The 25,459-nt window shown below is 54.8% G+C and carries 20 protein-coding genes; 3 read left to right on the top strand and 17 right to left on the bottom strand.

The annotated features are described in order from the left end of the window. Window positions 1–217: 217 nt before the first annotated feature. The 5 genes from BUE18_RS09285 to BUE18_RS09265 all read right to left on the bottom strand — a co-directional run bounded on the left by BUE18_RS09285 (window position 218) and on the right by BUE18_RS09265 (window position 5,093). A complete protein-coding gene (locus BUE18_RS09285) occupies window positions 218–988 on the bottom strand; it encodes an enoyl-CoA hydratase-related protein (RefSeq protein WP_073475104.1) in 771 nt (256 codons plus the stop codon). A 9-nt stretch (window positions 989–997) separates the two neighbouring features. Beyond that, on the bottom strand, window positions 998–2,158 hold the full coding sequence (locus BUE18_RS09280) for a 3-hydroxyacyl-CoA dehydrogenase family protein (protein WP_073475103.1): 1,161 nt from the start codon (window positions 2,156–2,158) through the stop codon (window positions 998–1,000). A gap of 316 nt (window positions 2,159–2,474) precedes the next feature. Continuing rightward, window positions 2,475–4,004, bottom strand: a complete 1,530-nt coding sequence (locus BUE18_RS09275) for an acyl-CoA synthetase (RefSeq protein WP_073475102.1) — start codon at window positions 4,002–4,004, stop codon at window positions 2,475–2,477. 93 nt (window positions 4,005–4,097) lie between these two features. Then, complete coding sequence (gene truA, locus BUE18_RS09270) at window positions 4,098–4,835, bottom strand: tRNA pseudouridine(38-40) synthase TruA (protein WP_073475101.1); 738 nt, start codon at window positions 4,833–4,835, stop codon at window positions 4,098–4,100. A 45-nt stretch (window positions 4,836–4,880) separates the two neighbouring features. After that, on the bottom strand, window positions 4,881–5,093 hold the full coding sequence (locus BUE18_RS09265) for a hypothetical protein (protein WP_073475100.1): 213 nt from the start codon (window positions 5,091–5,093) through the stop codon (window positions 4,881–4,883). Window positions 5,094–5,213: 120 nt separating this feature from the next. Here BUE18_RS09265 and BUE18_RS09260 point away from each other — a divergent pair, with 120 nt between their 5' ends. After that, the gene (locus BUE18_RS09260) at window positions 5,214–6,641 is read left to right on the top strand and encodes an aminotransferase-like domain-containing protein (RefSeq protein ID WP_073475099.1); all 1,428 of its coding nucleotides are present in this window, start codon (window positions 5,214–5,216) and stop codon (window positions 6,639–6,641) included. A gap of 105 nt (window positions 6,642–6,746) precedes the next feature. After that, complete coding sequence (locus BUE18_RS09255) at window positions 6,747–10,142, top strand: PAS domain S-box protein (RefSeq protein WP_073475097.1); 3,396 nt, start codon at window positions 6,747–6,749, stop codon at window positions 10,140–10,142. Here the strand turns inward: BUE18_RS09255 and BUE18_RS09250 are convergent. The 12 genes from BUE18_RS09250 to BUE18_RS09195 all read right to left on the bottom strand — a co-directional run bounded on the left by BUE18_RS09250 (window position 10,139) and on the right by BUE18_RS09195 (window position 24,548). Further along, window positions 10,139–11,788, bottom strand: a complete 1,650-nt coding sequence (locus BUE18_RS09250; RefSeq protein ID WP_073475095.1) for a GAF domain-containing SpoIIE family protein phosphatase — start codon at window positions 11,786–11,788, stop codon at window positions 10,139–10,141. The genes BUE18_RS09255 and BUE18_RS09250 overlap by 4 nt on opposite strands. 2 nt (window positions 11,789–11,790) lie before the next feature. Beyond that, window positions 11,791–12,255 (bottom strand): ATP-binding protein, encoded by a 465-nt coding sequence (locus tag BUE18_RS09245; protein ID WP_083610894.1) that lies wholly within the window; start codon window positions 12,253–12,255, stop codon window positions 11,791–11,793. Between the two features lie 84 nt (window positions 12,256–12,339). Further along, on the bottom strand, window positions 12,340–12,678 hold the full coding sequence (locus BUE18_RS09240) for an STAS domain-containing protein (RefSeq protein WP_073475091.1): 339 nt from the start codon (window positions 12,676–12,678) through the stop codon (window positions 12,340–12,342). A 576-nt stretch (window positions 12,679–13,254) separates the two neighbouring features. Then, window positions 13,255–14,004, bottom strand: coding sequence for an ABC transporter ATP-binding protein (locus tag BUE18_RS09235; protein WP_073475090.1), 750 nt, complete (start codon window positions 14,002–14,004; stop codon window positions 13,255–13,257). Then, on the bottom strand, window positions 13,988–14,779 hold the full coding sequence (locus BUE18_RS09230; protein WP_073475088.1) for an ABC transporter ATP-binding protein: 792 nt from the start codon (window positions 14,777–14,779) through the stop codon (window positions 13,988–13,990). The genes BUE18_RS09235 and BUE18_RS09230 overlap by 17 nt, the downstream gene beginning before the upstream one ends. Before the next feature lie 114 nt (window positions 14,780–14,893). Next, window positions 14,894–16,084: an ABC transporter substrate-binding protein gene (locus BUE18_RS09225; protein ID WP_073475086.1), complete on the bottom strand. Its 1,191-nt coding sequence runs from the start codon at window positions 16,082–16,084 to the stop codon at window positions 14,894–14,896. A 39-nt stretch (window positions 16,085–16,123) separates the two neighbouring features. Further along, a complete protein-coding gene (locus BUE18_RS09220; protein ID WP_073475085.1) occupies window positions 16,124–16,999 on the bottom strand; it encodes a branched-chain amino acid ABC transporter permease in 876 nt (291 codons plus the stop codon). A 62-nt stretch (window positions 17,000–17,061) separates the two neighbouring features. Then, a complete protein-coding gene (locus BUE18_RS09215; RefSeq protein WP_073475083.1) occupies window positions 17,062–18,138 on the bottom strand; it encodes a branched-chain amino acid ABC transporter permease in 1,077 nt (358 codons plus the stop codon). Between the two features lie 881 nt (window positions 18,139–19,019). Next, window positions 19,020–19,517, bottom strand: a complete 498-nt coding sequence (locus BUE18_RS09210) for a YbhB/YbcL family Raf kinase inhibitor-like protein (protein ID WP_073475081.1) — start codon at window positions 19,515–19,517, stop codon at window positions 19,020–19,022. A 42-nt stretch (window positions 19,518–19,559) separates the two neighbouring features. Then, window positions 19,560–20,669: a DUF362 domain-containing protein gene (locus BUE18_RS09205; protein ID WP_073475079.1), complete on the bottom strand. Its 1,110-nt coding sequence runs from the start codon at window positions 20,667–20,669 to the stop codon at window positions 19,560–19,562. 129 nt (window positions 20,670–20,798) lie between these two features. Beyond that, a complete protein-coding gene (locus BUE18_RS09200) occupies window positions 20,799–21,374 on the bottom strand; it encodes a flavodoxin family protein (protein ID WP_073475077.1) in 576 nt (191 codons plus the stop codon). 138 nt (window positions 21,375–21,512) lie between these two features. Continuing rightward, window positions 21,513–24,548 carry a PAS domain S-box protein gene (locus BUE18_RS09195; RefSeq protein ID WP_073475075.1) on the bottom strand — a complete coding sequence of 1,012 codons (3,036 nt, stop codon included), beginning with the start codon at window positions 24,546–24,548 and terminating at the stop codon, window positions 21,513–21,515. 382 nt (window positions 24,549–24,930) lie between these two features. Here BUE18_RS09195 and BUE18_RS09190 point away from each other — a divergent pair, with 382 nt between their 5' ends. Beyond that, the gene (locus BUE18_RS09190; RefSeq protein WP_073475074.1) at window positions 24,931–25,452 is read left to right on the top strand and encodes a rubrerythrin family protein; all 522 of its coding nucleotides are present in this window, start codon (window positions 24,931–24,933) and stop codon (window positions 25,450–25,452) included. Window positions 25,453–25,459: the final 7 nt, after the last annotated feature.

Raw genomic sequence — 25,459 nt, 5'->3', positions numbered from 1 at the left:
GTTCTGCAAACTCTACCCAACCTACTATTTTTATAGGTAAAATGTAGGTTGGGTAGAGCGTTGAGAAAGTATATTGAATCGGGAAAAATGCGTCATGCTTAAACGCATCATAAAATTTACAAAGCCGCCGCGAAACCCAACAATGCAGGACGGCTGCTACGACAGCCGCTCTCCGTCATCCCCGTGGAGAGAGGGAGCGGCAACCGGGTATAATGGCCTATTCGCCTTTGAAGACCGGCTTGGTTTTCATGGCGAAGGCGGTCATGCCTTCCATGCAGTCCTTGGTCTCGAACAGCTTGACCAGTTCCTGGCGCTCCAGTTGCAGGGCCATTTCCGGCGAAACGCTCTCCCGCATGGATAGAACCCGCAAGACGGCGGAAACCGCCAGGGGCGGCCGGGTGGCCAGGGTAGCGGCCAGTTCCATGGACTTGTCCATGACCTCGCCTTCCTCGCACATCTCATTGACCAGCCCGATTTCAAGCGCTTTTTCCGACCGGATCTGCTTGCCCAGGAGCATCATCTCAATGGCCTTGGCCCGGCCCACAAGGCGGGGCAGGCGCAGGGTTCCGCCATATCCGGGCATGATGCCCAGGTTGGTTTCTGTCAGGCCGATGCGGGCGTTCTTTTTGATGATGCGCATGTGGCAGGCCATGGCAAGCTCCAGGCCGCCGCCGAATGCATGGCCGATCATGGCCGCAATGATGGGCCTGGGAAAGGCCTCGATCTTGTTGAATATGTCCTGGGCGCGTTTGATAAAATCAATGGGCGAGAGATTGCCGAAGCCTCCCGAAAGGTCGGCGCCCGCGCAAAAGATTTTATCCCCGGAGCCCGTGATGATCAGCGCCCGCAAATCCTGATCCTGGGCGGCCAGGTCCAGGGTCATGCTCATGCCCTCGAAGACCTCGGCGCTCAACTGATTGGCCTTGGGCTTGTTGATGGTGAGGATGCCCGTGGTTTCCTTTTTTTCGTACAAGACAGCGTCCGACATAACGCCTCCTTATTTCATTTCCTTGAATGATCCGTCCGCGACTTCCGGCTCCGGCTTGAAGATCGCCAGGCCGAAGCGCTGGTGGAGTTTGTCCAGGGACGTCACCAACTGCTCGGGCTGCATGCCCGCGCACATGGCGAACGGCCCTGCCATGGCTTTCATACCATGTACCACAGCAAGGTCGATGTCGGCTACCGAAGCGGCGATTCCTTCCTTATGCACACGCACGGCCTCGTTGATCTGAATGGCCAGCATTTCCATGGGGGTGATGTCCTGGCACATGGTTGTTCCGTCGATGAGCGGCTTGCCGGAAGACCAGTCGTAGATGCCCTGGCCGGTTTTCTTGCCCAGGTCTCCGGCCTCCACCTTGGCGGTGAGATACTTGCCCGGCCTGAACTCGGGAGACAGGGTTTCGGCGTAATATTTGAGCGTATGCACGAACACGTCCAGGCCCACAAAGTCGGCCAGTTCGTAAGGCCCCTGGGGCATGCCCACCATCTTCATGGCCGTGTCTAATTCGTCGGGCTTGATCTTCCCCTCGTCCAGGATCGCGCTCAGCATGGCCTGGTTGGGCGCGTTGATCCTATTGACGATAAAGCCGGGGGAGTCCTTCAAGACCACCACGGGAATCTTCTTGATGGCTTCGGTGAACTTGACCAGGATGTCCGCGGTTGCGCCGCTGGTTTCCGCGCCTTTGATGATTTCCACCAATTTCATCCGGTTGACCGGATTGAAAAAATGCAGACCCGCAAACCGGGCGGGATTGTTTACGGCCTTGGAAATCTCCGAAATGCTCATGGTGGAGGTGTTGGTGGCCAGGATGGCGTCGTCCGGAGCGCTTGCCGAAACCTCGGAGAAAACGGATTTTTTGAGATCCATGATTTCCGGCACGGCTTCAATGACAATCTGGGCGTCTTGAACCGCCTCGGCCGTGTCCGTGGTCGCGGAAATCCGGCCCATGATATCCTTCTTGTCCTGGGCCGAGATCTTTTCCTTACCCACAAGGATGTCCAGGCTTTCCACAATCCGGGCCACGCCCCGGTCCAGGAACTCCTGCTTCACGTCCTTCATGGCTACGTTGTAGCCAGCCATGGCCGCCACCTGGACGATGCCGTGGCCCATGTCTCCCGAGCCGATAACCGCAATTTTCTTTACGTCCGAAAAATCCATTGGTCCCTCCACATTGTTTTTTCAAGGCCAAAATACTGATTGATTGAGTTGTCTGGGGTTTCGCCCTATCAAGACTGACATGTCAGTCTATAAACCCAAACCAATGGACTGTCAAGCCAAAAACTCAAAGTCGATGGATAAGATCATTTTGCCTTGGGTGCAAGGCATTCAGGCTGCTTGCCGCAAGTTACAGGGTGAACTGAGTCAATGCACTTTGCTATTTCATGAAGAACCAACGAAAACAGGGGAAAGAGCGGCGCTCCTTCCCCTATAAATGATCAATGCGTTTAACAGCTTGTTAGGTTGTTAAGCCAAATCAATATGCCCCGCCGCCGTACTGGGCGCGGAGGTCTTTTTTGAGTATTTTGCCGGTCATGGTTCTGGGGAGTTCATCCACAAAGGCCACCTTTTTGGGGCATTTATAGCCCGCCAGCTTCTCGCGGCACCAGGCGATGACTTCGTCCTCGGACAGGTCCTCGCCCGGAGCTTTCACCAGGATGGCCATGCCCACTTCGCCCCATTTTTCGTCGGCCACGCCGATGACGCCGGCGTCGGCGATTTTGGGGTTGCTCATGAGGGCGTCCTCCACCTCGGCGGGATACACGTTTTCCCCGCCCGAGATGTACATGTCCTTTTTCCGGTCCATGAGATACAAGTAGCCTTCCTCGTCAAAATACCCCATGTCTCCGGTGTGCATCCAGCCGTCCACAATGGTGTTGGCCGTGGCTTCGGGGCGTTTCCAGTACTCCAGCATGACAATGGGGCCCCGGACCACCACCTCGCCCATTTCGTGGGGGGCGAGTTCGTTGTTTTGCGCGTCCACCACCTTGACTTCCGTATGCAGCAAGGGCTTGCCGCAGGAGCCGATCTTTTTGAGGGCTTCCTCCTTGCGAAGCGCGCTGATAGCCGGGGCGGTTTCGGTCATGCCATAGCCCTGGGCGAAAAGCACGCCTTTTTTCTGATACGTTTCAATAAGGGCCTTGGGGCAGGGGGATCCGCCGGCCAGCAGGTATTTGACGGTGGAAAAGTCCGTGGTTGCAAACTCCGGCATCTGGCTCATGAAAAGATACATGACCGGAATGCCGAACATGACCGTAACCTTGTCCTCCTCGATCATCTTGAGAACGCCCACGGGATCGAAAAAGCGCTGGATAGTCAGGGACGCGCCGCCGTACAGGGCGGGGGTGGCCGAGCAGTTCAGGGCGCCGATGTGGAACAGGGGGGCGCAGCACATGACCACGTCGTTGTTGTCCGATCCGTAGGTGACGGCCGCGTTGATGGCGTTCCACTGGGTGTTTCCGTGGCTGAGCACGGCGCCCTTGGGCTTGCCCGTGGTGCCCGAGGTGTACATGATGAACTGGGGGTCGTCCATGACCACTTCGGATTCCGGCGTGGGCTCCGCTGTAGACATGGGACCGATGAGAGACTCGTATTCCCCGTCGTTGGGGGCGCCGCCGGCCATTTCACAAATGCGCTCTTTGACCGAAGGAATTTTGTCCTGCAGCGCGTCCCGGACCGGCGTAAACTCCGGGGAGTAAAAGAGCAGGGAGGGTTCGCAGTCATTGATGATGAACTCCAGCTCGGGAGGGGCCAGGCGGAAATTCAGGGGAACCATGATGGCCCCTATTTTTGAGCAGGCGAAAAGGATTTCCAAAAACACGTTGCTGTTGGCCATGAGGGCGGCCACCCTGTCTCCTTTGCGGATGCCTCTTTTTTGCAATAGATGGGCTAACTGATTGATGCGTTGGTTGAACTCCCGCTTGTTTAAGCGGAGATCCTGGTACTTGATGCAGGGTTCCTCAGGATAGAGCTTGGACCACTGAGCGGGCCATTGACCTACGTTCATAGCTGCCTCCTTGGTGGGAATAAATGAAATGTATTCGGGGGACAGGTCTCAAGAATAGGATTTCAGTATAAAGACGCTGTGGAGGGGCGTCAATCAATATTTTACGCACATCATGAACAACCCCACAGGGGGCGCGGTGGGGCCGGCCTGGCCCCGGTCTCCGGACGCCAGAATATCCATGACCGCCTGGGGGGGAATTTTGCCCATGCCGATATACACCAGGGTTCCCACGATATTGCGGACCATGTAGCGCAGGAAGCCGTTGGCCTCCACCCGGTAGATAATGTGATTTTCCCAGGACTGGATGTGGGACTGCATGATGTTCCGCACGCTGGTGGCCTTGGGGCTGCCCGCGCCTTCAAAGGCTGCAAAATCATGCGAGCCCAGGAATAATTTCGCGGCCCGGGACATGGCGTCCTGGTCCAAACGCCTTCGCACGTGCCATGCGTATTGACGGCAGACGGCCGGCGGCGTGGGGCCGTTTGTCATGTGGTATTCGTAGATTTTGCTCACCGCGCTCTTTCGCGCGTGAAAATCGTCCGGCGCCAGGGTGGACTCCTTGCATACGATGTCTTTGGGCAAGGTGGAATTCAAGGCCTTGACAAACACCCCGGCGTCCAGATGGGTGTTGCACCGGAAATTGGCGACGTAATTGAGCGCATGCACGCCGGAGTCCGTCCGGCCCGCGCCGTAGACAACGCACTTCTGCCGGGTGATTTTTTCCAACGCGCCTTCCAGCACCTCCTGTATGGTCAGGTCGTGCGGCTGCCTTTGCCACCCGTGGTAGTGCGTTCCGTCGTATTCCAGTATGAGCTTGAAATTCCGTTTCATACCCGCCCTGATAACCCATTCCTTCAAAGACCGCAAGCGCGGGTTTTAGTGAAGCTGCGCCAAGCCCACCGCCAGGATGAATCCCGCGCAGATCCAAAGGGCCGCCTTCAGGGCGCCCAGCCCGGCCCCGAACTCGGTGGGAGTACAGTCCTTTGGCAGGCCTCCACGCTGCGGGTCCTCAACCAAAGATTCCGTGGAATCCTCCGGCTGAAACAAATACAAAATCCTCCGCCCCCATGTGCTGTCCGTCGTTTTCATTGCATTTCCTCTTAATCTCCTCCGTTGTTATGGTGTTGCTTTTTATTACGGCATGTGAGAAAACAATAACAGATACAGTTTTATAGAAATTCTATCATAACAGTTTTCCGGGAGAAGGACATGCCCGCACAATTCCAATACGTATCCCTGGCAAATGAAATTCAGGACAAAATCGCCTCCGGGCAATATCGGGCGGGGGATCGCCTCCCGTCTTTACGCAAGCTGCACGCCCGGGCGAGGTTGAGCATTTCCACGGTGTATCAGGCTTATATTGAATTGGAGAAGCGCGGGCTGGTGGAAAGCCGGAACAAATCGGGCTTTTTCGTCAAAGCCAGGCTGCACGGGGAGCAGGCAGCGCCCAAACTGAAACTGGTGGAGCCGGTTCCCAAGCCGGTTAATGTGGACGCCCTGGCCAAAGTGATTGTGGAGAAAATCAGCGAGCCGGGAATTATCAACCTGGGCGGGGCCATGCCGGACCCGTCTCTTCTCCCCATAAAGCAGTTGACGCGGGAGTTAAAATCGGTATCCGGGGAAGACATGGCCCGGTTGCTGAGTTTGTACGAGCATCCCGCCGGCAGCCCGGAGCTGCGCCGGGAAATAGTCCGGCGCACCACGGGAACGGCCAAACGGGGGATGGTTGATGAGGTAATCATTACTCAGGGCTGTCTGGAGGCGGTCTTTCTCTGTTTGCGCGCCGTGGCCAAGCCGGGCGACGTCATCGCGGTGGAGTCCCCGACTTTTCACGGCCTGTTGCAATTGATCGAGGACCTGGGCATGAAGGCCCTGGAAATACCCACGGATCCCCAAACCGGCATCAGCCTGCCTCATCTTAAGGACGCTATAGACCGCATTTCGGTGGAGGCCTGCGTGTTCGTCCCCACTTTTCAGAACCCGACAGGCGGCTCCATGCCTTCGGAGGCCAAGGAGGAGTTGGTGGAACTGTTGGGAGAGAGGGATATTCCCATCATTGAGGACGATATATACGGGGATCTGTATTTTGGGGAAACCCGGCCGGCTACGCTAAAGTCGTTCGACCGCCGGGGCATGGTGCTTTTTTGCTCCTCTTTTTCCAAGACGCTGTCGTCCGGGCTTCGCGTAGGCTGGACCCTTCCTGGAAAATTTACGGAGCGGGTCATCCGGATGAAGTGCAACACAAACATCAGTTCCGCGAGCCTTCCGCAGCACGTGATAGCCCAGTATCTGAAAAACGGCGCTTATGAAAGGCATTTACGGCGTCTGAGAAACCTGCTGAAAAACAATGTGGCCAATATGTCCCTGGCTCTTCGGGAGCATTTTCCCGCGGATGCCAAGCTGACCATGCCTCAAGGGGGGATGCTTGTATGGGTGGAGTTGGACGAGCGGGTTGACAGTTTTGAGGTGTATAAGGTTGCGGAGAAGGAGGGCATATGTTTTTTGCCCGGGCTGATATGTTCGACTTCCAACAGGTATCGCAATTGCATTCGCATCAATTGCGGCGGAACGTTGACGCCCAAGGTGGATCAAGGCATCGCCCTGCTTGGACAAATAATAAAGGATTTCCAGCACTAATGAAATCCATGGCGCAAAGGCCGCCTGGTGTGATATTTGCATATTCACAGGAAGCAGTTCTCAGAATAAAAACTTCTTAAGGAACGCCCATTTATAAGGGCCATTATGCAGATTAGCAATCCCTCCCCACAATTCCTGCCGCGCCTGGCCGGGCGCTTGCTGTTGGTTGCTCTGACCTTTGCATGGGTTTGGGGTCTGTCCGGTTTTTCCCTTGCCGTTTCGCCGGACGGAACCCTCAAGGCGCGCGGGGACTGGGCCTACCCGCCTTATGAAACGCTTGAAAACGGAAAGCCCGTCGGGTTTAACCTTGATGTGTTGAACGCCGTCTGCCGCATCATGGGGTATAAGCCGGAAATCAGCTTAGGGCCCTGGAAAGAAGTCAGAGAGGACCTGGAAAAGGGCCGCATCGACATGATAACCGGGATGTTTTATTCTCCGGACCGGGATCAGCATGTGGATTTTTCCAGCCCGCATGTCATTGTAACCCATGGATTATTCGTCAAAAAAGGCTCCAAAATCCGTTCCATGGAGGGCATAAAGAACGCCCGCATAGCCGTGCAGGAGGGGGATATCATGCACGACTATGTCCTGAGTCAGAAATTAGGGAAGCAGATATTGACGGCCCGGGATCAAAGCGGCGTCCTTAAATTGGTTGCTTCAGGCAAAGCGGATTGCGCCCTGGTTCCTAAAATGCAGGGGCTTTACTACGCCCGGAAAAATGGGCTGAATAATTTAGTCACCGTTGGGCCGCCCATATTACCCCGGGAATATTGCTTCGCCGTTCGGGAAGGGGACGCATCCTTGTTGGCGGGATTGAACGAAGGATTGAGAATCCTTAGGGCCTCCGGGGAATTTGAACAAATCCACAGAAAATGGTTTGGAGTGTTTGAACCTGAGCCTGCTTCAAAGATGCTTAAAAAGTATCTTTTATGGGTGATTCTGCCTCTCATTTTTTTGCTGCTCATGGCTTATTTGTGGACCCGCGTGCTAAAAAGGCAGGTGCAAATCCAGACCCGGGCGCTGATGGCCAGCGAGCAGCGTTTTGCCGGTTTATTGGATCGTCTCAATGAGGTGGTCTATCGCATGAGCATTCCCGACGGAAAATACGAATACTGCAGCCAAGCCTCAAAACTGATATTCGGTTACACTCCCGAGGAGATTCTCAGCACGCCAAAGATCATCAAAGAAATTGTCCATCCGGATTGGATTCCCATGTTCAAAAGGGAATGGGAGAGCCTGCTGGCAGGCAAGGTTCCTCCCTCCTATGAATACAAAATCGTGGATAAAAACGGAAAGGAGCGTTGGATTTACCAGACCAACACCGGAGTGTTTGACGAAGAAGGAAGCATAATCGCCATTGAAGGCTGCTGCACGGACATCACGGAAAGGAAGGAAGCGGAGGAAAAGGTGCAGGAGCACCTGACCTTTTTCAAGCACCTGACTCGGGTGGAGCAGGAATTGTCCGGAGAACAGGAATTGGAGGAGGCCCTGGACAAGGTGCTGGGGGAGGTTCTGGATGTTTTCCAGTGCGACCGGGCGTGGCTTCTTTATCCTTTGGACCCGGAGGCCCCCTCGATTCAGATCAGTTGGGAGCGCGCCAGGCCTGAATATGAAAATCCGGAAATCCAGAGGAGGGACATTCCCATGACGCCGGGGATGGCGCGTATGTTCGCCGGGTATATAGAGACAAAAGCTCCTGGGGAGCAATACTTTGAGCCGGGCGATTTGGACATAGACCCGGAAAACCGGTTGAAAGTGCAGTCCTTGCTTGCCGTGGCCATGTTTCCGCAAACAGGCAAGCCCTGGTTGTTCGGCCTGCACCAATGCTCCCACTCCCGAGAGTGGACGGATTGGGAGAAAAATCTTTTCAATGAAATAGGCCTGCGTATAGGAGAAGCCCTGAACTCCCTGTTGCTGCTTCGGGATATCCGCCAAAGCGAGGAAATGTTCCGGGCCATCACGGAACACACCTCGGATAGCATATCCATATTTTCCCCGGAAATGACCATAAAATATGTAAGCCCCTCAACGGCTCGCCTTTCCGGTTTTGATTACAATCAGTTTATTGGAGCGGATTACCAAACGTTCATCCATCCGGAAGACCAGCTTGAATTTGAGGAGGTGCTCCATCGCGCCATGCAGTCGGAAGGGGAAACATTCACCATAGAGGACGCCAGGCTGATAAACGCTTCCGGCGAGTATGTGCATTACCAGGTCCTTGTGGTCTCCCTGTTAGAGACCCCGGGGATTAACGGCATTGTGGTCAATTGCCGGGACCTGACCAGCAGACAAGAGGCGGAGCGTGAAATGACCCGCTTGCGCCGCTTGTTGAGCGATATCATCAATTCCATGCCGTCTGCATTGATCGGGGTGGATGAAAACGGAGAAATAACCCACTGGAACCTGGGAGCGGAAAAATTCAGCGGGATTGGGGAATCCCAGGCCCTGGGGAGGACCTTGAGGGAAACGTTTTCCCACATTCTGACTTTATGCGATCTGGTGCAAAAATCCCAGAGCACCGGCAAGCCGCACAAAGAAACCAACGTTCCGGTAAAGATACAAGGACGGCAGCAATTCCTGGACGTCACCATTTATCCTTTGACGTCTGAAGACCGGGGCGGCGCCGTGATCCGGCTTGACGACGTAACGGAACAGATGCGTATCGAGGAAATGATGATTCAATCGGAAAAAATGCTTTCGGTTGGAGGACTCGCCGCCGGCATGGCCCACGAAATCAACAATCCCCTGGCCGGCATGATTCAAAACGCGGAGGTGCTGCTTAACCGCTTGTCGGAAAATCTTCCTGCGAATCTGAAAGAAGCCTCGAATCTGGGCATGGACCTTGGGAGCATCAAGGCCTATATGGAGAACCGCGGCATATTCACCATGCTGAATAACATCAGGGAATCAGGCCAGAGAGCTGCGGCGATTGTAGACAATATGCTCGGCTTTTCCAGAAAGACCGAGTCTTTGTTCCTGGCTCACGATCTAAAGGCGCTGGTGGAAAAAACCCTGGAGCTTGCGTCCAGCGATTACGATCTGAAAAGGGATTATGACTTTAAAAAGATCAAGATCGAAAGGGAGTTTGAAGACGGCCTTCCCCTGGTTGAATGCGAAGCCACGAACATTCAGCAAGTTCTTTTAAACCTGTTGAAAAACGGCGCCGTAGCCATGGCGGAAAAAACCTACAGCGCGGGCCAGCCTTGTTTTACGCTTCGACTAAAAAAAGAAGGCGATATGGTGAGGCTGGAGGTTGAAGATAATGGGAACGGGATGCCTGAGGATGTGAGAAAAAGGGTGTTTGAGCCTTTTTTCACCACCAAAGGGGTGGGCCAGGGCACTGGCCTGGGTTTGTCCGTTTCTTATTTTATCATTGTGGAAAAACACCGGGGCGCCATGCGCGTGGAGTCGCTGCCCGGCAAAGGGACCACATTCATCATCCACCTGCCCATAACCGCCGTCCGGGATGAGTTCTCCAGCAAACAAAGCCCGCCGATTTAATCAAAGACTACTTCCATGATGGAAAAATCGTCGTCCAGGGTGTCCTCTCCACACAGCTTTTTCGCATGTCCAAAAAGGCGGTCCATCTCCGCCCCTTCATTGGGAGGCACGTTGACCATAAAATCCTGGAACTCCTCATACTTCCACATAACCCCTTCGGGCGTTTCGATCTCGTAGACGCCGTCGGAAAAGACGAACAAGCGGCATTGGCCTTCGATCTTGACTTCGTTCTTTTTATATTTGACGTTGGGCATGCCGCCAATGAACATGTTGGGGGTCTTAAGGCCGATGGGGCGGATGCGCCCTTTGGGGCCGCTGGTCATGAGCAGGGCGGGCGGATGCCCCCCGCTGGCGTAAACCAGGGTGCGGGTTTTCCGGTTATAAACCCCGTACCACATGGTAAAGTACATTTCGTTATGCCGTTCCATGGGAAAGGCGTTGTTCAGGGCGTTCAGCACCTGATCCGGCTCCTTAAAATCAGTGCCGGGCAGGGATTGGGACTGAAGCACATTGATAACGGACACGGAAAGCAGCGCAGCATGAACCCCGTGGCCGCACACATCCAGCAGGTATATGGCGAAATGTTCTTCATCCACCCAATGGTAGCCGAAGGAGTCTCCGCCCAGGGACGTGGACGGTATAAACCGCCAGTGCGCCCTTAAAGGCCCGTCCGTTATGGGGGAGGGCAGCAGGGTTTTTACGTAGTCAGCGGCCTTGGACAGCTCGGAGTACAGCTTGCGAAGGGCCTCGTTTTTCTTGGTGACGTCCCGAAAGGTTCCTATGAAAAACTCTTCGCCCTGCTTGCCGCCGATGCGAACCACCGCTTCCATGGGAAAGGCTTCCCCGCTTTTTCGCAGGCCGGGCAGTTCGTGCAGTTCGCCGGAGAATATACGGTCCAGGATGTCCTCTTCCTCCCCGTGCTCCAGCAATGCCAGCATGGACATGTCCATGAATTCGTCGTGGTCGTAGCCGAAAATGCGCATGGCTGCGGGGTTGATTCCCCGGATGCGAAGGCTTTCAATGCCAAAGGTGATGATGGCGTCTGCAGCCGCCTCCACAATGTCTGCCGCGTTTTTGGCGGCCTGGAGCTTCTCCTGGGCGATGAGGTTTTCCAACAGCCTTGACCGGACGATGGCCACGGCGGCCAGGCCGGCGAAGGCCTCCAGGATTTCCAGGTCGCCGTCGTCAAAATTCCTCGAGCTTTTGGGGTTCAGAACCTGGACCACGCCCAGCAACTCGTTTTCGTGCAAAATGGGGGAGCACAGGATGGCGCGGGTGACGAACCCGGTTTCGCTGTCGGCGCGGCGGGAGAACCTTGGGTCGTTCTGGGCGTCCCGAATATTGACCGATTCTCTGTTCTCGCCCACCCAGCCTGCAACGCCCTCGCCCAGCTTCAGGGTGATTTTTTCCCGGAGAATCTTGTCCAGGTTGCCCGCCCCTTCATTGGACGCCAACTCAAACTCAAGCACATTCCGGTTGGGCCGATACCGCATGATGGACGAGGCCTCGGCGTTGGTCACTTCCTTGGCAAGGCTCATGAGCATGGGAAAAAGTTCTTCCAAAGACTCAACCCTGGCAATGGTCTGGTTGGCTTCGATCAGCTTTTTCAGCCTTACGGCCTGTTCTGATTGGTCGGTGGCTTCCATGACTAATCTTTACCGCTGCAAGCGGCCTCTCCCTTGATGCTAAGTTCTATAATATTCTTATCGTCCACCCGTTGGTAATTAATGGTATCCAGCATATTGCGAACCAGGTGGATGCCAAGGCCGCCGATGGTGCGTTCCGATATGGGGATGGATAAATCCGGCTCCGGAGCTTTTTCCAGGTCGAAGCTGTTTCCGTCGTCGACGATCTGCACGGAAACTCCCGGCCCCTCCACTTCCAGGCGCACGGAGATATCGTGGTCCTTGCACTCGTCGTCATAACCGTATTTGAAAATATTGGTCAGAATTTCTTCAAGGGCCAGATTGACGCCGTACAGCACCCTTGGACTAAGTTCATGAGACTCAAGAAACTCATTGACGGATATACAAATGCGTCCAAGCTCATCATAGTCGCTTTTTAAAGCAATTTCCAAAACCCGGGCCATAGCACAGCCTGCATCCCCTTCCATGCCAAACCCCGCCGGGGCGGGCGCGGCAAGTTAGTGATTCACGATAACGCCGCTAAAGCCAACGCGAATTGCCAAGGGAAGGTTCTATCCCTTTGCGATGGTCTGGGCTTCGCCTTCGTCGTGGGTGATAGGCATGAGCTCCGTGAGACCGGCGGTCTGCAGGATTTCCTCCACCAGAGGCTGGGGATTTAACAAAACCATTTTTGCGCCCCCGGCAAACAGCGTTTTCGCGCCCTGGAAAAGCATCCTGATGCCCAGGGAAGCCAAGAAGGAAACCTGGCTCAGGTCAACGATCAGGGACTTTCCGGCGCCTGCATAAGCGGCAAATTCCGTCCCAACAGCCTGTTCGCCCGCGACATCCAGCCTGCCGGCCAATGCCAGATGGGTATAAGCGTCACTCGACTGCACCACAGTCAATTCCATAGCTCGTCCCTTCCTTTCTACGATTCTTCACCAGTATGTATTCCCTCGATTAGACAGGCAAAAGCCCGCGTGACGGAGCCTTGCCCAACTGCAACGGCGGGAGCAGCTTCAAACTCTTATTCGTACAACTTTTCAGGCAAAAATTCAAACGACTTCATCTGAATGGACCTGTTCGGCAGCCAGCCGCGGCATTTCACTCGTATTCAGCAGGCAATGAACAGGACGCTGGAGGCATAAATTTAATACCTTCAATCCTTAAGCATATTTCACCGGGCGGCCCTCGTCAATCATGATCAGCCATACACGAAAAATTCCTGAATATCTCATCCCCCCCAAGAAAGTAAAAAGCGGATTGAAAAGTTTGCCGCCAACCCCTTCAAGAGCCCGCCCCCGTCCCGCTATCTCTTAAATCAACATTATTATCAATTGGTTGGCGAAACAAGTAAATCGGCTGTCCGTCCCCCCCTTCTCAAAACGATCCAGCGCTTTTGATGCAGGTCCGCTTTCTTATGAACTCGTAGTTTTTTGAATAAACCAACCAGGGAGCCGCCGGTCCGCCGTAAGAACGATCTTCAATTAGCAGGAAGGTTCCTGCGTTTCCCGGATATTTAATCCCAGGTAGAAATCCTTTATCCTTGGATCGTTTTTCAAGTCAGTGCTTGGCCCTGCGCTGACAAGCCTGCCGCTTTCCATAACCAGGGCGTAATCTGCTATCGCCAGAGCTTTGCGCACATTCTGCTCCACAAGCAAAATGGTTACGCCCTGGTTCCGGATGATCCTTATAATGTGAAATATTTTGCGAACAAGAAATGGAGACAGCCCCAAAGAGGGTTCGTCCAGGAGCAACAGGCGCGGCCTGGACATCATGGCCCGGCTGATGGCCAGCATTTGCTGCTCGCCGCCGGAAAGGGTTCCGGCCGGCTGGTTAACCCTGTCCGCCAGGATGGGGAAAAATTCGTATATCCGTTCCAGGTCGGTTTTTAAGGCGCGGCGGTCTTTCCGGACGTGAGCGCCCATGATCAGGTTGTCCTGCACGCTAAGCTGATGAAAGACAGCCCTGTTCTCCGGCACATAGGAGACGCCCAGACGGACGATGCTTTCCGTGTCCATGCCGTTGATGCGTTCGCCGTCCAGGAGGATTTCGCCTTTTTGGGGCTGGCCGGGAATCAAACCCATGACGGTTTTCAGGAGCGTGGATTTTCCCGCGCCGTTGTTGCCCAATAACGCTGTGACGCTCCCCCGCCTGACAGCAAAGGACGCCCCTCGCACCGCCTGTATGAGGCCGTAGCCGGTTTGAACGTCTTTTAGCTCAAGCGAGGCATTCATCCGGGTCGTCCTCCCCCAAATAAGCGGCCGCCACCTCGGGGTGAGCCTGCACCTGGCCGGGAGTCCCCTGGGCGACCGGCTTGCCGAAGTTCATGACCAGAACCTGATCGGATATGTCCATGACAATCGCCATGTCGTGCTCGATCAAAAAAACGGCGGCCCCCAAGGCCTCTTTCACGGTTTTAATGCGCATGATCATGTCGCGCCTTTCTTCGGCGTTCATTCCGGCGCACGGCTCGTCCAGCAAAATCAGTTTGGGCTCCATGGCCAGAGCCCTTCCAAGCTCCACCCTTTTTTGAATTCCGTACGGCAGGGCGCCCACGGGCCGCCCCCTGTACTCCTGAAGCTCCAGCAATTCAATGAGTTCTCCCGCCTTTTTTCGATGGAGAACCTCCTCCCGCCCTGCAAAGGATTTTCTTCCCCACATGAAGCCCCCTCGAAACAGGCCGGTTTTCATAAACAGGTGCCTGCCCAGCATGAGATTCTCCATGAGCGTCATTTGCGAGAACAGTTCAATATTCTGGAACGTTCGTGCGACGCCCAATTTGGCGATGGCGTGGGGTTTTTGGCCGGTCAGTTCCCGGCCGTTCAAGAGGATGGAGCCGCTTGCGGGCTTGTAGATTCCGTTGATGCAGTTGAAAAGCGTGGTCTTGCCAGCCCCGTTGGGGCCTATGACGGAAAAAATCGAGCCTTGCAGGATTTCAAATCCAACCCCGTCCAGAGCCGCCAGCCCCCCGAACCACATGGAAAGTTCTTCCACCCTGAAAAACGCCATGCACTATCCTTTTAAAGCCGGGGCCGCTTCGCCCGCCGATACGCAACGACTGCTACAAAGGCTTTTTATTAACGCCCGGGCGGTTTGCAGGCCTTCCGGAAAGGCTCCGCGAAATCAGTCGATTTTCAGCCAATCAGTCAACTGGACCATATCGCCGTCTTCCACGCATTTGGCGATAAACACTTCGGTCTGCCCCTGACGGCACATGGGGTCGTCCGGGTCAAAGGGGGCAAAGCTGATTCTGCCCATGACGCCCCGGAAATATTGCAGCTTTTCCAGCTCCTCCACCAGGCGTTCGCGGGAGAGGTCCCGTCCGCACCGGTGCAGGGCTTCCACCAGGGGTTCTGCAAAGCCAAAGCCTGCAGTGAAAAAGGTGCCCCATCTCTCGCCGGGAGCCGCAAATTTGTCGTAGGCGGCTTTATATTCCCGCATGAGGGGGCCGAAGGAGTCGGGCCCGTCCCCGAAAAAGGTGGTGATGACGCCTTCCCACAGGCCTTTGCTTATATCGTAGAGATAAGGATAGTCCGAACAGGTGCTGGTGCTCATCCACTGGGGATCGTACTTCATGGCTTTGGCCGCCCCCAATAACGCAATGGCGTGCTTGGGCGCCACCCACAAGAGGACCGTATCCGCATCCGACTGCTTGAGTTTTGCAGCGTGGGGCCTCAGATCGCCTTCCCCCGTGTCCACGGGTACTTGGGCGACCAGCGTCAGGCCGTGTTTTGCAAGCTCCTCCTTGGCGCCCTTGAGGCCGTTGGCGCCGTAGTCGTCGTTTTGATAGGCGATGGCGATCCGGTTTTTACCCAGAATTTCCACCGAGTAGCGGCATAAAGCCTTGGCTTCCATTTTATACAGGGGATAGGTTGCAAAAAGATATTTTTGCGGGGGATCTATCCAGTGCATGGAGCCGGAAGCCGGGCTGATCCAGGGCACTTTGCGCTCCATGAGGTAGTCTTTCACAGCCATTCCAGGGGCCGTACCCACCCCCCCCACCCAGGCGAAAATCCCCACGCTTTCCTGCAATTGCTTGACGCCCGCCAGGGTTTGAGCCGGGTTGTAGGCGTCGTTGAAAGTGTGGTAGATGATCTTCCTGCCGTGAATGCCGCCTTTTTCGTTGATCATTTCAAAAAGAACGCCCGTGCCCCTGGCCACCGAACCCCAGGCTGCGGCAGGGCCGGTCTGCGGCCCCCACTGGCCGATATGAATCTCCGTATCGGTCACGCCCTCTTCCGCAAAGGCGGGAAAGCCCATGCATGCAATCAGAAAGAATAAAGCAAATGATGCTAAAAGAATATGTGTTCTCATGCCAGTCCTCCTGTCCATGAGTGCTTTGAGTATGTTTAACTATACCTTTTTAACATAATGGCGAGAAAAAATCCCGCTTGGTTTAACACACAATACAATTACTATTAAAGCAAAAGCCACTGCAGACTTAAATTCCATAGACGCGTAACGGCCGAACAGGTTTTCCACTACGCCTATAAAATAGGCGCCGAACACCGCCCCGGGTATGGAGGTCATCCCTCCCACCACAGCGCCGGCGAAGCCTTTCAGCATGGGGTCCCACATCATGAAAGGCTCCATGGACCGGGGGGCCAGAAGCAGGCCGGCGATGCAGCCGACTAGGGAAGACAAGCCCCAGGTGAACATGAGCACCCGGTTGGTCCTCACCCCCATGAGTTTGGCCGCGGACCTGTTTTGCTGGGTCGCCTTCATGATCAAGCCTAAACGGGTGTAGCGGTAAAACACAAACAAGCCCAGCATGACAGCCCAGACAACGGAAAAGGTGACAGCCTCCAACGTGGTCACATAAAAGCCCCCCAGCCAAATGGAGTCGAACTCGGTAATGGGAAAGGGCATCACTTTGTGATCGGCGCCGAATTTCCAGGAAACCAGGCCCATGAGTATCATTTCCAGCCCTATGGTTACGATGATCATGCCCAACGTGGTTTGCCGCCGGGCTCTCCTTAGAACCGCAAACTCCAGCACACAGCCCACAAACACCGCGAACAAAGCGGCCAAAGGCATGGCGTAAACAAAGGGGATTCCGTAATTTTGAAGGATCAAATAGGTGAAAAAAACCGACGCCAGCGCCATCTCCCCCTGGGCGAAGTTCACCACCTCCGAGGTCTTGTATATGATGACCATGGCAATGCCCATAAGGGCGTAGCCGCTGCCCGCGGCGACCCCATTAAGCATTATTTGCAAAAACTCCGCCATTTCACCGTCCAACCCGTTGGCAGGCGCCGGCCCAGCCGGCGCCCTGCGGGTTTGCAAAAATTTTAACCGCGGCGCCCCCTGTCAGATCGGGCTTTCCAATACTGCCTGGTGCGAAGCCATATGCCGTGCAGGCCAAGAGGCTCAAACAGCATGATCAAAACCATGATGGAGCCAAATACAATATACTGGATATTGCTGACCCCGGTTATGGAAAAATAAGACTGGGACAGACTCTTCAGCCAATCCCCCAATACGGGGACGTCCAGGACGTTGCGCAGGGTCAGGTCCAGCCAGGTCAGCAAAACCGCCCCGGCGACGGCGCCCGATATGGAGCCCAGGCCGCCCACGACAATCATGGCCAAAAACATGATGGACATGAGCAAATTAAAGGTGTCGGGCTGTATATATCCCAAAACAAAGGCGTAAAGCCCCCCGGCCAGTCCCGCGAAAAACGCGCTGACGGCAAAGGCCAGGGTCTTGTATATCATGAGGTTCACCCCCATGGTTGACGCGGCCACGTCCGAATCCCGGATGGCGATAAAGGCCCGCCCCACCCTGGTTTTCATCAGGTTGCGGGCGAACAGGCAGGCTGCAAAGGCCATTGCGGCGAATAAATAGTACTTTTCCGCGTCCGAATTCAAATTAAACGGGCCGATCACCAAATCAGGGGCGTGCAGGCCCTGACGGGCCCCCAGATATTGAATTTTGCCGATAATTTGCGTGATGGTCAGCCCAAAACCCAACGTGGCGATGGACAAATACGGCCCCTCCAACCGCAAGGCGGGCAGGCCCAGTAAAAAGCCCAGCAAAGCGGAAAGGGAGGCGGCGATCAGCAAAGCCGGCAAAAACGGCGCCCCCAGTTTGCCGGTCAGCGCCGCTGTTGCATAAGCGCCTGCCGCAAAAAATCCGGCGTGCCCCAAGGATATCTGTCCCGTGCATCCCACGAGCAGATTAAGGCCTATGGCGGCGATGACATTGACAGCGATGCAGTTGGCGACATATATATAATAGGTTTTCAGATAGTTGGAAGCGATAAAAGGAAAAAGAAGCAGCCCGGACGCCAGGATGACAAACCAAAACACGCCCAAACGCGACGTAAAGAACGCTACATCCTCATAGTGGTCCCGTTCCATATCCATGCACAATGCTCCGGCATGCCATTCCATAAACGGCGCCGATATCTTGAAATCATTCAGGTCCGAAGAAACAACGGCTCCCCTTAAGCAGCGACCCAAGCATTAACACAAGCGGTCTTTCCATGTCACTCGCTTTTCAGAAACTTGGCCTTCCAATCAGGGAATGAGCCGGGAATTGTGTGAAACAGGCAACATTACCCCCATGAAATTGTTCATTGACTACTACCAGGATTTATGGCATAAAAGCCAAAATAGACGAGTAATAAACTCGTCGATTAGGGTGAGTCGATGCAAACGTTCGGTTTACGCCGTCTCGCCCGCCATCTTTCGGCAGGCGCACTTGTAGTATTAGGGTTTATCTGAGAACCCATCCCACCGTAGTTGCGGCAAGGCTCCCATAGGCGCCTCAAGCCGCCCACTTTTCCTAATTCCTTTCCCAATCTTACCTCAGCAATCTTCAACCAGCCTGCCTTTATTCAAAATGAAAATACCACTAAAAAATCATAAATTAGATTTTTAAATGAATTAGAAGTTGTGGACCTGCTTCAGGCTTTGAACTGCAAAAATTGGCGCCTGCCTTCGGCGAGTCGCTTTCCTGAAAGCTCCGCAAAGACCTTTTTTATGGCGCTGCGCGCAAGACAGCGGGAATGCGCTCCATCCCCAAACACATGACCTGCGGCCAATGGAGCGTATAGAAAAAACAGGGCAAGCCCTGGAACTACAATGCAACTTGAGTCCTTGGAGGCTGAATTCGGCTCGCAGGCGCAAGCCCCAGTTCCTGCCGCTGCACGCGCAACAGACGCCGACCATTCCCGAATTCCCCGCAGGGAAGCCAGATAGTTGCGTATTCTAAGGACGCCCATTGCCTATGAACGCAGGAGGATTCAGCCTTTTTTGTAGAGGCCGGTTATTTTTCCTTGGGCGAGGATGCGGCCTTGCATGGCTTTGATCAGGGCTTTTTTGCTGGTTTTGGCGGGATCCAGGCCCAACAGGCTGTCCAGGGCGTACACGGTGAAAATGTACCGGTGCTCGCCGAACGGCGGCTTGGGTCCTGCATAGCCGTTTTTGCCGTACCCATTTTTCCCTTGCTTGATTCCGTTTTCCAAAAGGGGTTTGACGGGCAGGCCGGGCTCCAGCAAGGCCATGTGGGGCGGAATGTCAAAAACGACCCAGTGGGTGAAGTTGAAAAGGCGCAGCCTGGGGGAGGGGGCGTCCGGATCGTTGGCGATGACGGCGTAGCTTTTCACGCCTTCCGGAGCCCCTTCCCAGGCTAGAGGAACGGAGCGGTTTGCTCCGAACTGAGTGTGTTCAAATGGTATGGTTTCCAAGTCTCCGAACGCGGAGCTGGACACCGTTAAATCCTGGATGCCGTTCGGTTTCATGCTTCCCCTCCTTAAGCAATTTCCTTGCATCCGGCCTCATGTCTAATCCAGTTGAATCAGGTTGTACTCCTGGGTTCCAAGGCCGATTTCCTCTCCGTAGGTCACCTGCACGGCGCCCTGGGTGTAACTCCTCATGCCCTGGAATTTGTCCAGGCCGGGATCGTGATTGCCTTTCAGCAAGTCGTGCTGATGGCCGATCTGGTTGTTCACCAGGTCCAGGCTGGCCTTGTCCAGGGCCACCGGGTCCGTGGATGCCAGGATGCCCACGTCCGGGACGATGGGCGTGTCGGTCCAGGGCACGCAGTCGCAATCCGGGGTGACGTTCTGGACAAAGTTGATGAAGCCCATTTTGCCCAATTTATCCTTGACCGCGCCGTAGGCGTATTCGGTCATGCGCTCCATGAAAGCGCCGATATCCGTGGCCCAGTCGGGGTTGATGGCTTTTTCAGGGCATACGGTCATGCATTCGCCGCAGCCGATGCACACCTTGGCGTCTATGGCGGAAATCTCGTCCTCCAGCTTGGCGGCGCCCACGGGGCAGACCTCCTCGCAGCTTCCGCATCCGGTGCATTTTTCTTTGTTCACCTTCATGGTGAGGTCGTGCTGCTGCTGTTTGCCGGCCGCCGGGGCGCATCCCATGGCCAGATTTTTTATGGCCCCGCCCCACCCCGCCAGTTCATGCCCCTTGAAGTGGGAAAGGGCGATAATGGCGTCGGAACAGACGATGTCGGAAGCAATTTTAACGGACTGGAAATGCTTTTTGTTGATCTCCACTTCGGTAATATTCTTGCTTGTCAGGCCGTCGGCGATGATCAGGGGCGCGCCGACCACGGCGTAGGCGAATCCGTGCTCGATGGCCGTAATGTAATGATCTATCGCATTGGCGCGGCTGCCCGAGTACAGGGTGTTGGTGTCGGTAATAAAGGGTTTTGCCTTGGCTTCCTTGATTTTGTCCACCACCTGGCGCACGTACACAGGATTGATATAGGAATCGTTGCCTCTTTCTCCAAAATGAAGTTTTACGGCCGTCAGGTCCTTTTTCTTCAAGAAGCCGGCAAAACCGGCTTTGTCGAAAAGCTCTTGAATCCGGTTGATCTTATTATGTTTCCACGATCTGGTTCTTAAACTCACGAAAAAGACGTCTGAAGCCATGATACCACCTCCTGGCAGAAGTTATTGGGTGCTGCGGGGATAATTTATACATTTGTATCAGATTGTCGGCGCTTCTTGCAACCGGTCTATCCGATTTGTTGGGGAGCCTGCTTTGCCCGAAGCCCAAACTCAGGCGCCCATGATTCTCAGGCCGGCTTCTTTGGCCATCTCCACCAGCTCTTCGCGATCTTTGGCGTCGTTCTTGTCATATACTCCGCATGCGCGGACCGGGATGACTTCCGTGAATCCGTACCAACGGAAAAAAGCCTCGTACCGGGGAAAGATATCCGCAAAAAGGGAGTCGTCCGGCTGTCCCTGAGCCAGGACGATGACCATTTTCTTGCCTGGGGCCAATCTGCTGGGAGTTTCCTTTTTGGCGTATTCGGGAACCAGGAAGCTGAAGCTCCTGTCCACAAAGGCCTTGGCCTGGCTGGTTATGTCCCCGAAATAAACCGGAGAGGCCAGCACCAGCACGTCGGACTCCAGGACGGAGTCGAGCACCGGGCCCATGTCGTCCTTGACCACGCATTTTTCCGACTTGCCCTTGCAGGACATACAGGCCTGGCAGCCTTTGAAATTCAATTTATTTAGAACAAAGGTTTCCACCTCCGCGCCCTTTTGTTCGGCGGTTTCCGCGATGACCTCCGATAAAAACGCGGTGTTCCCCCACCGGCGGGGGCTTCCCAAAACACATGTCACCTTCATTAATGCTCCTCCTATAATTGGTTCGGGTTAGGCGTCTTTTTTGATACCACACCCGGCACGGGCATATCAAAGTAAAACCTCCGGACCTTTTAAGGAGCGCGAAGGAAAATTTGAAACATTTTATATTTTTACAAGAGGTTAAAGTTCTAAAACGCGGTTGATGACGCGCATGAGATTTTCGGGGGTGAAGGGTTTGGCGATGACGCCGGAAAAGCCGAACTGCCGGAACTCGCTCATGATGGGATCCTGGGAGTAGCCTGACGACACGATGGCCTTGGCCTGTTTATCCAAGGCCCAGATTTTTTCCATGGCTTCCTTGCCGCCCATGCCGCCGGGGACTGTGAGGTCCATGATCACGATGGCATAGGGGTCGTTTTTGTCCATGGCTTCTTCATACGCGGCGACTGCCTGGGCGCCGTCTGCGACCGTTGTCACGGCGAAGCCGAGAAACTCAAGAATCTCGCCGGTCACGTCCCGCACCACTTCCTCATCGTCCATCAACAGCACTTTACCCTGGCCGCGGTCCAACGCCTGGGATTGGTTTTCTTTGGAAACCGGCTTGGAGTCGGATGCGGGCAGATAAACCGTAAAGCTGGTTCCCACGCCTAAAGCGGACTCCACCCCAATGTGGCCGTCGTGCTTTTTAACGATGGAGTAGGCCGTTGCCAAACCCAGGCCGCTGCCTTCCTGTTTGGTGGTGAAATAAGGGTCAAAGATATTGGAAAGGTCTTCGGGGGGAATGCCTTCGCCCTGATCCCGGATGGACATTTCCACATATTGTCCGGGCGGGAGCGGGAGATTGTCCTTTTCCTCCACTTTCACATTTTGGGCCGAAATATACAAAATGCCCCCTTGGGGCATGGCCTGGGTGGCGTTGATCACCAAATTCTGGATCACCTGCCGTATTTGGGAGGCGTCCACCTCGGCGGGCATGAGGTCCTCGGGCACAGAGTACTCGCACCGGACTTTGGAGCCGGACAAGACGAAGCCCACGCACTCCTTGAGGAGTTCCGCCAGGGAAGCGCTTTCCTTGACCGGCGCCCCGCCCCGGGCAAAGGTCAGCAGTTGCTGAGTCAATTCCCGGGCGGTAAGGCAGGCCCTTTCCGCTTCCTGAAGTTTGGACACGATTTTTTGGTTGCCCTGGCCGTAAAGCTTGGCCAGGGAAATGCTTCCCAGAACTCCGGTAAGGATATTGTTGAAATCATGGGCGATGCCGCCGGCCAGGACGCCGATGGACTCCAGCTTGTCTATCTTTTGCAATTCGGTTTCATATTTTCGGCGCTGGGTCACGTCCCGCAGGATCAGGATGGCGCCGATGGCCCGGCCGTTCTCGTCCGTAATAGGAGAGGCGCTGGAGGAGATGGGCGTGGAAATCCCGTCCATGGAAACCACCATGGCGTCCCCCCGAGGCTCCACCCTTCCGCTGGTCAAAACCGCGCCCGCCAGGTCCAGGCGGCCGTCTTCCCTGTTTACGTGGTGGATATGCAGCACGTCCCTGGCGGGCCTGCCCAAAGCGTCGGAGACGGACCAGCCGGTCAGGCGCTGGGCTTCTTCGTTAAACAACCGGATAAGCCCTTTGCCATCCGTGGCGATAACCCCGTCCCCGATGCTTCGCAGGGTGACGGCCAAGCGCTCCTTTTCCTCTTCCAGAGCCCTTTCCGCCTGGCGGCGTTCCGTCACTTCGCGAATGTTCAGGATCACGCCGTCTATCAAAGGGTCGGCCAAAAGGTTATTGCCCAACAATTCCAGGATGCGCCAGGTTCCGTCCCGATGCCTTAAACGGAATTCCGCCACTTGCGGCGTGCCGGGGCGCTCTATCATACTCAGCAGCAATTCCTCGAAATTTTCCGCATCCTGGGGATGGAACCAGTCCAGGACGCTGCGGCCCACCATATCCACGGGATCCAGGCCCAGAATGCGCTCCACCGAGGGGCTTTGATAGGTGATGATGCCATTGGCGTTCAGAATCGTGACAATGTCAGTGGCGTTTTCAATGAGGGCGCGAAACCATCTTTCCCGATCCGCAATGGTCTCCTTGGCTTGCTGCAACTGGTCGATCTTCACTTCCATGGCCGCATACAAAGCCTGCAACTGGCTGATCATGGAATTGAAATTTTCCGCCAGAACCCCCATTTCATCCCGGGATCGGACCGGCACCTTTTGCGTCAGATCGCCTTTCGCCGCCGCCTGCGTGGCTCTGGTGATTGCCGTAATCGGCCGCACAAATCGCAGAGACAAAAAATATACCGCCACCGCCAGGATGCAGGCCACGATGATGCCCGTCCCAAGCACCGTCCCGGCGATTCTCCTGGCTTGGGCGAGGCCGCGCTTTTCGTCCACCTCCACCAGCAGGCCAAGGTCCCATTCCCGGATCCACTGATACACGCCCATGACTTTGCGGCCGGCGTGATTCATATAAGCTCCGTATCCGCTCGCTCCGGCAAGGGACTTTCGGATGCCCTCAGTATTCAGGTTCCAGGATTCCCTCTGGCCGGGCGCAACATGCTTGTTAAGTATGCCGAACCTGCGGTCCACCAGAAAGACTTTGCGGCCTTCCTGAAAGGAGGTCCAGACCATGACTTCTTCATTCATGTCATCCAGGTTGAGCCGCCCGGCCAATACGGCCAATGTCTCCCCCTGAGAGTCCTTGATCGGGGCCGATACTGTCATGGCGGGAAAAGATTCGCCTTCAGGGAGATACAGGTTCTGCAAAAACACTCCGTCGCGGCCCATCTCAAAATAGGCTTGGCCGGATCTATCCAAACCCTCGTGGCTTTCATTCGTGGAGACCAGCACCTTGCCCTTTTCCCAGGAAAGTATAAACACTTCCGCCAGCCCGGGCACGGAGCTGGTCACCGAGTTCAGCAGCCCCCGCAGATACTCCTGGGCTTCAACAAAAACAGGGCCGTCCCCGTCCGGCGCCAGATCCTCGCATAAAATGCGCACGTCCGGGAGCTGCGACATCAATACTATCTGCTTGCGCTGCCGCTCCACCCATTCTTGAAGGTCCGCCCTTTTGACGGACGCGGCAGCCTGCAATTCGTCATACACGACTTTTTCAACCGTGGTTCGGGCTTGAATCCAGGAAAAAAAAGACGAAACGGCAATTCCGATGAGTAAAAGGCTTAGAAAAGAGGCTATCAGCCTGACCAGCAGGCTGCGGGGACGAAACATAACCACCTCAGGTTGATTAAGGACGCGCAGATAGTGATTCAAGATTTTTAAATTTCACGGAATTGAGGCGCCAATATACCACCAAACACCAGATCACTTTATATTCAACACTTTCCAACAAAGTCAAGCTCCTTGGACGCCGGTCGAAAAAGGGAATTGACCTTTTTTTATTCATGTATAGTTTATTGGAGCCGCCGGTAGCCATCATAGTACCCGTTGTTTTTGTTAGGAATTCATGATCGAAGAAAATTTGGAATTTTCTACTTGACAATGATTATCATTATCTGTTAGCTATTCTTCAAAACAATGGACGTCAAAAAGAACTTCCACTATAATACGGGACGACCCTGATCACATAACTCAAAAATCAAAGGAGGAAACCATGTCCAAGACGATGGAAAATCTGGCCGCCGCATTTGCCGGTGAATCTCAAGCTCGCAACAAATACACCTTTTTCGCCGAAGTCGCCAGGCAGGAAGGTTATCATTACATAGCCAAAATCTTTGAAGAAACCGCATTTAATGAAATGCAGCACGCCAAGGATCATTTCAAGAAAATGGGCGGCCTTGGCGACACCATCGCCAATTTGAAGGAAGCCATTGACGGAGAAGACTATGAGACCGTCACCATGTATCCCGACTTCGCCAAGGAGGCCGAGAATGAAGGGGATAAGGAAGCAGCTCGTCTTTTTATTCAGGTGGGCAAGGTGGAAGCCGAACACCGTGAAAGATACAAAAAAATCCTTGAAATGGTGGAAAACGGCACGGTATACAAGCGGGACGAACCCATCGCCTGGAAATGCGGCATCTGCGGCTACATTGTGGAAGCCAAAGAGCCCCCCAAGAAATGCCCCAGCTGTCAGTATCCCCAGGAGTACTATGAACCCGCATGCATGGTCTTCTAAAAGGGGT

The sequence above is a fragment of the Desulfatibacillum alkenivorans DSM 16219 genome, from assembly GCF_900142135.1.
Taxonomy (GTDB): Bacteria; Desulfobacterota; Desulfobacteria; order Desulfobacterales; family Desulfatibacillaceae; genus Desulfatibacillum; species Desulfatibacillum alkenivorans.
The sequence above is the reverse complement of the archived record's forward strand: the minus strand, read 5'-3'. Positions and strand labels throughout refer to the sequence as shown.

What these genes read in the sequence shown, in the direction of transcription:
- BUE18_RS09285 (WP_073475104.1), bottom strand. Translation starts at nt 988, where the DNA reads ATGTCGGACGCTGTCTTGTACGAAAAAAAGGAAACCACGGGCATCCTC.
- BUE18_RS09280 (WP_073475103.1), bottom strand. Translation starts at nt 2,158, where the DNA reads ATGGATTTTTCGGACGTAAAGAAAATTGCGGTTATCGGCTCGGGAGAC.
- BUE18_RS09275 (WP_073475102.1), bottom strand. Translation starts at nt 4,004, where the DNA reads ATGAACGTAGGTCAATGGCCCGCTCAGTGGTCCAAGCTCTATCCTGAG.
- truA (WP_073475101.1), bottom strand. Translation starts at nt 4,835, where the DNA reads ATGAAACGGAATTTCAAGCTCATACTGGAATACGACGGAACGCACTAC.
- BUE18_RS09265 (WP_073475100.1), bottom strand. Translation starts at nt 5,093, where the DNA reads ATGAAAACGACGGACAGCACATGGGGGCGGAGGATTTTGTATTTGTTT.
- BUE18_RS09260 (WP_073475099.1), top strand. Translation starts at nt 5,214, where the DNA reads ATGCCCGCACAATTCCAATACGTATCCCTGGCAAATGAAATTCAGGAC.
- BUE18_RS09255 (WP_073475097.1), top strand. Translation starts at nt 6,747, where the DNA reads ATGCAGATTAGCAATCCCTCCCCACAATTCCTGCCGCGCCTGGCCGGG.
- BUE18_RS09250 (WP_073475095.1), bottom strand. Translation starts at nt 11,788, where the DNA reads ATGGAAGCCACCGACCAATCAGAACAGGCCGTAAGGCTGAAAAAGCTG.
- BUE18_RS09245 (WP_083610894.1), bottom strand. Translation starts at nt 12,255, where the DNA reads ATGGAAGGGGATGCAGGCTGTGCTATGGCCCGGGTTTTGGAAATTGCT.
- BUE18_RS09240 (WP_073475091.1), bottom strand. Translation starts at nt 12,678, where the DNA reads ATGGAATTGACTGTGGTGCAGTCGAGTGACGCTTATACCCATCTGGCA.
- BUE18_RS09235 (WP_073475090.1), bottom strand. Translation starts at nt 14,004, where the DNA reads ATGAATGCCTCGCTTGAGCTAAAAGACGTTCAAACCGGCTACGGCCTC.
- BUE18_RS09230 (WP_073475088.1), bottom strand. Translation starts at nt 14,779, where the DNA reads ATGGCGTTTTTCAGGGTGGAAGAACTTTCCATGTGGTTCGGGGGGCTG.
- BUE18_RS09225 (WP_073475086.1), bottom strand. Translation starts at nt 16,084, where the DNA reads ATGAGAACACATATTCTTTTAGCATCATTTGCTTTATTCTTTCTGATT.
- BUE18_RS09220 (WP_073475085.1), bottom strand. Translation starts at nt 16,999, where the DNA reads ATGGCGGAGTTTTTGCAAATAATGCTTAATGGGGTCGCCGCGGGCAGC.
- BUE18_RS09215 (WP_073475083.1), bottom strand. Translation starts at nt 18,138, where the DNA reads ATGGATATGGAACGGGACCACTATGAGGATGTAGCGTTCTTTACGTCG.
- BUE18_RS09210 (WP_073475081.1), bottom strand. Translation starts at nt 19,517, where the DNA reads ATGAAACCGAACGGCATCCAGGATTTAACGGTGTCCAGCTCCGCGTTC.
- BUE18_RS09205 (WP_073475079.1), bottom strand. Translation starts at nt 20,669, where the DNA reads ATGGCTTCAGACGTCTTTTTCGTGAGTTTAAGAACCAGATCGTGGAAA.
- BUE18_RS09200 (WP_073475077.1), bottom strand. Translation starts at nt 21,374, where the DNA reads ATGAAGGTGACATGTGTTTTGGGAAGCCCCCGCCGGTGGGGGAACACC.
- BUE18_RS09195 (WP_073475075.1), bottom strand. Translation starts at nt 24,548, where the DNA reads ATGTTTCGTCCCCGCAGCCTGCTGGTCAGGCTGATAGCCTCTTTTCTA.
- BUE18_RS09190 (WP_073475074.1), top strand. Translation starts at nt 24,931, where the DNA reads ATGTCCAAGACGATGGAAAATCTGGCCGCCGCATTTGCCGGTGAATCT.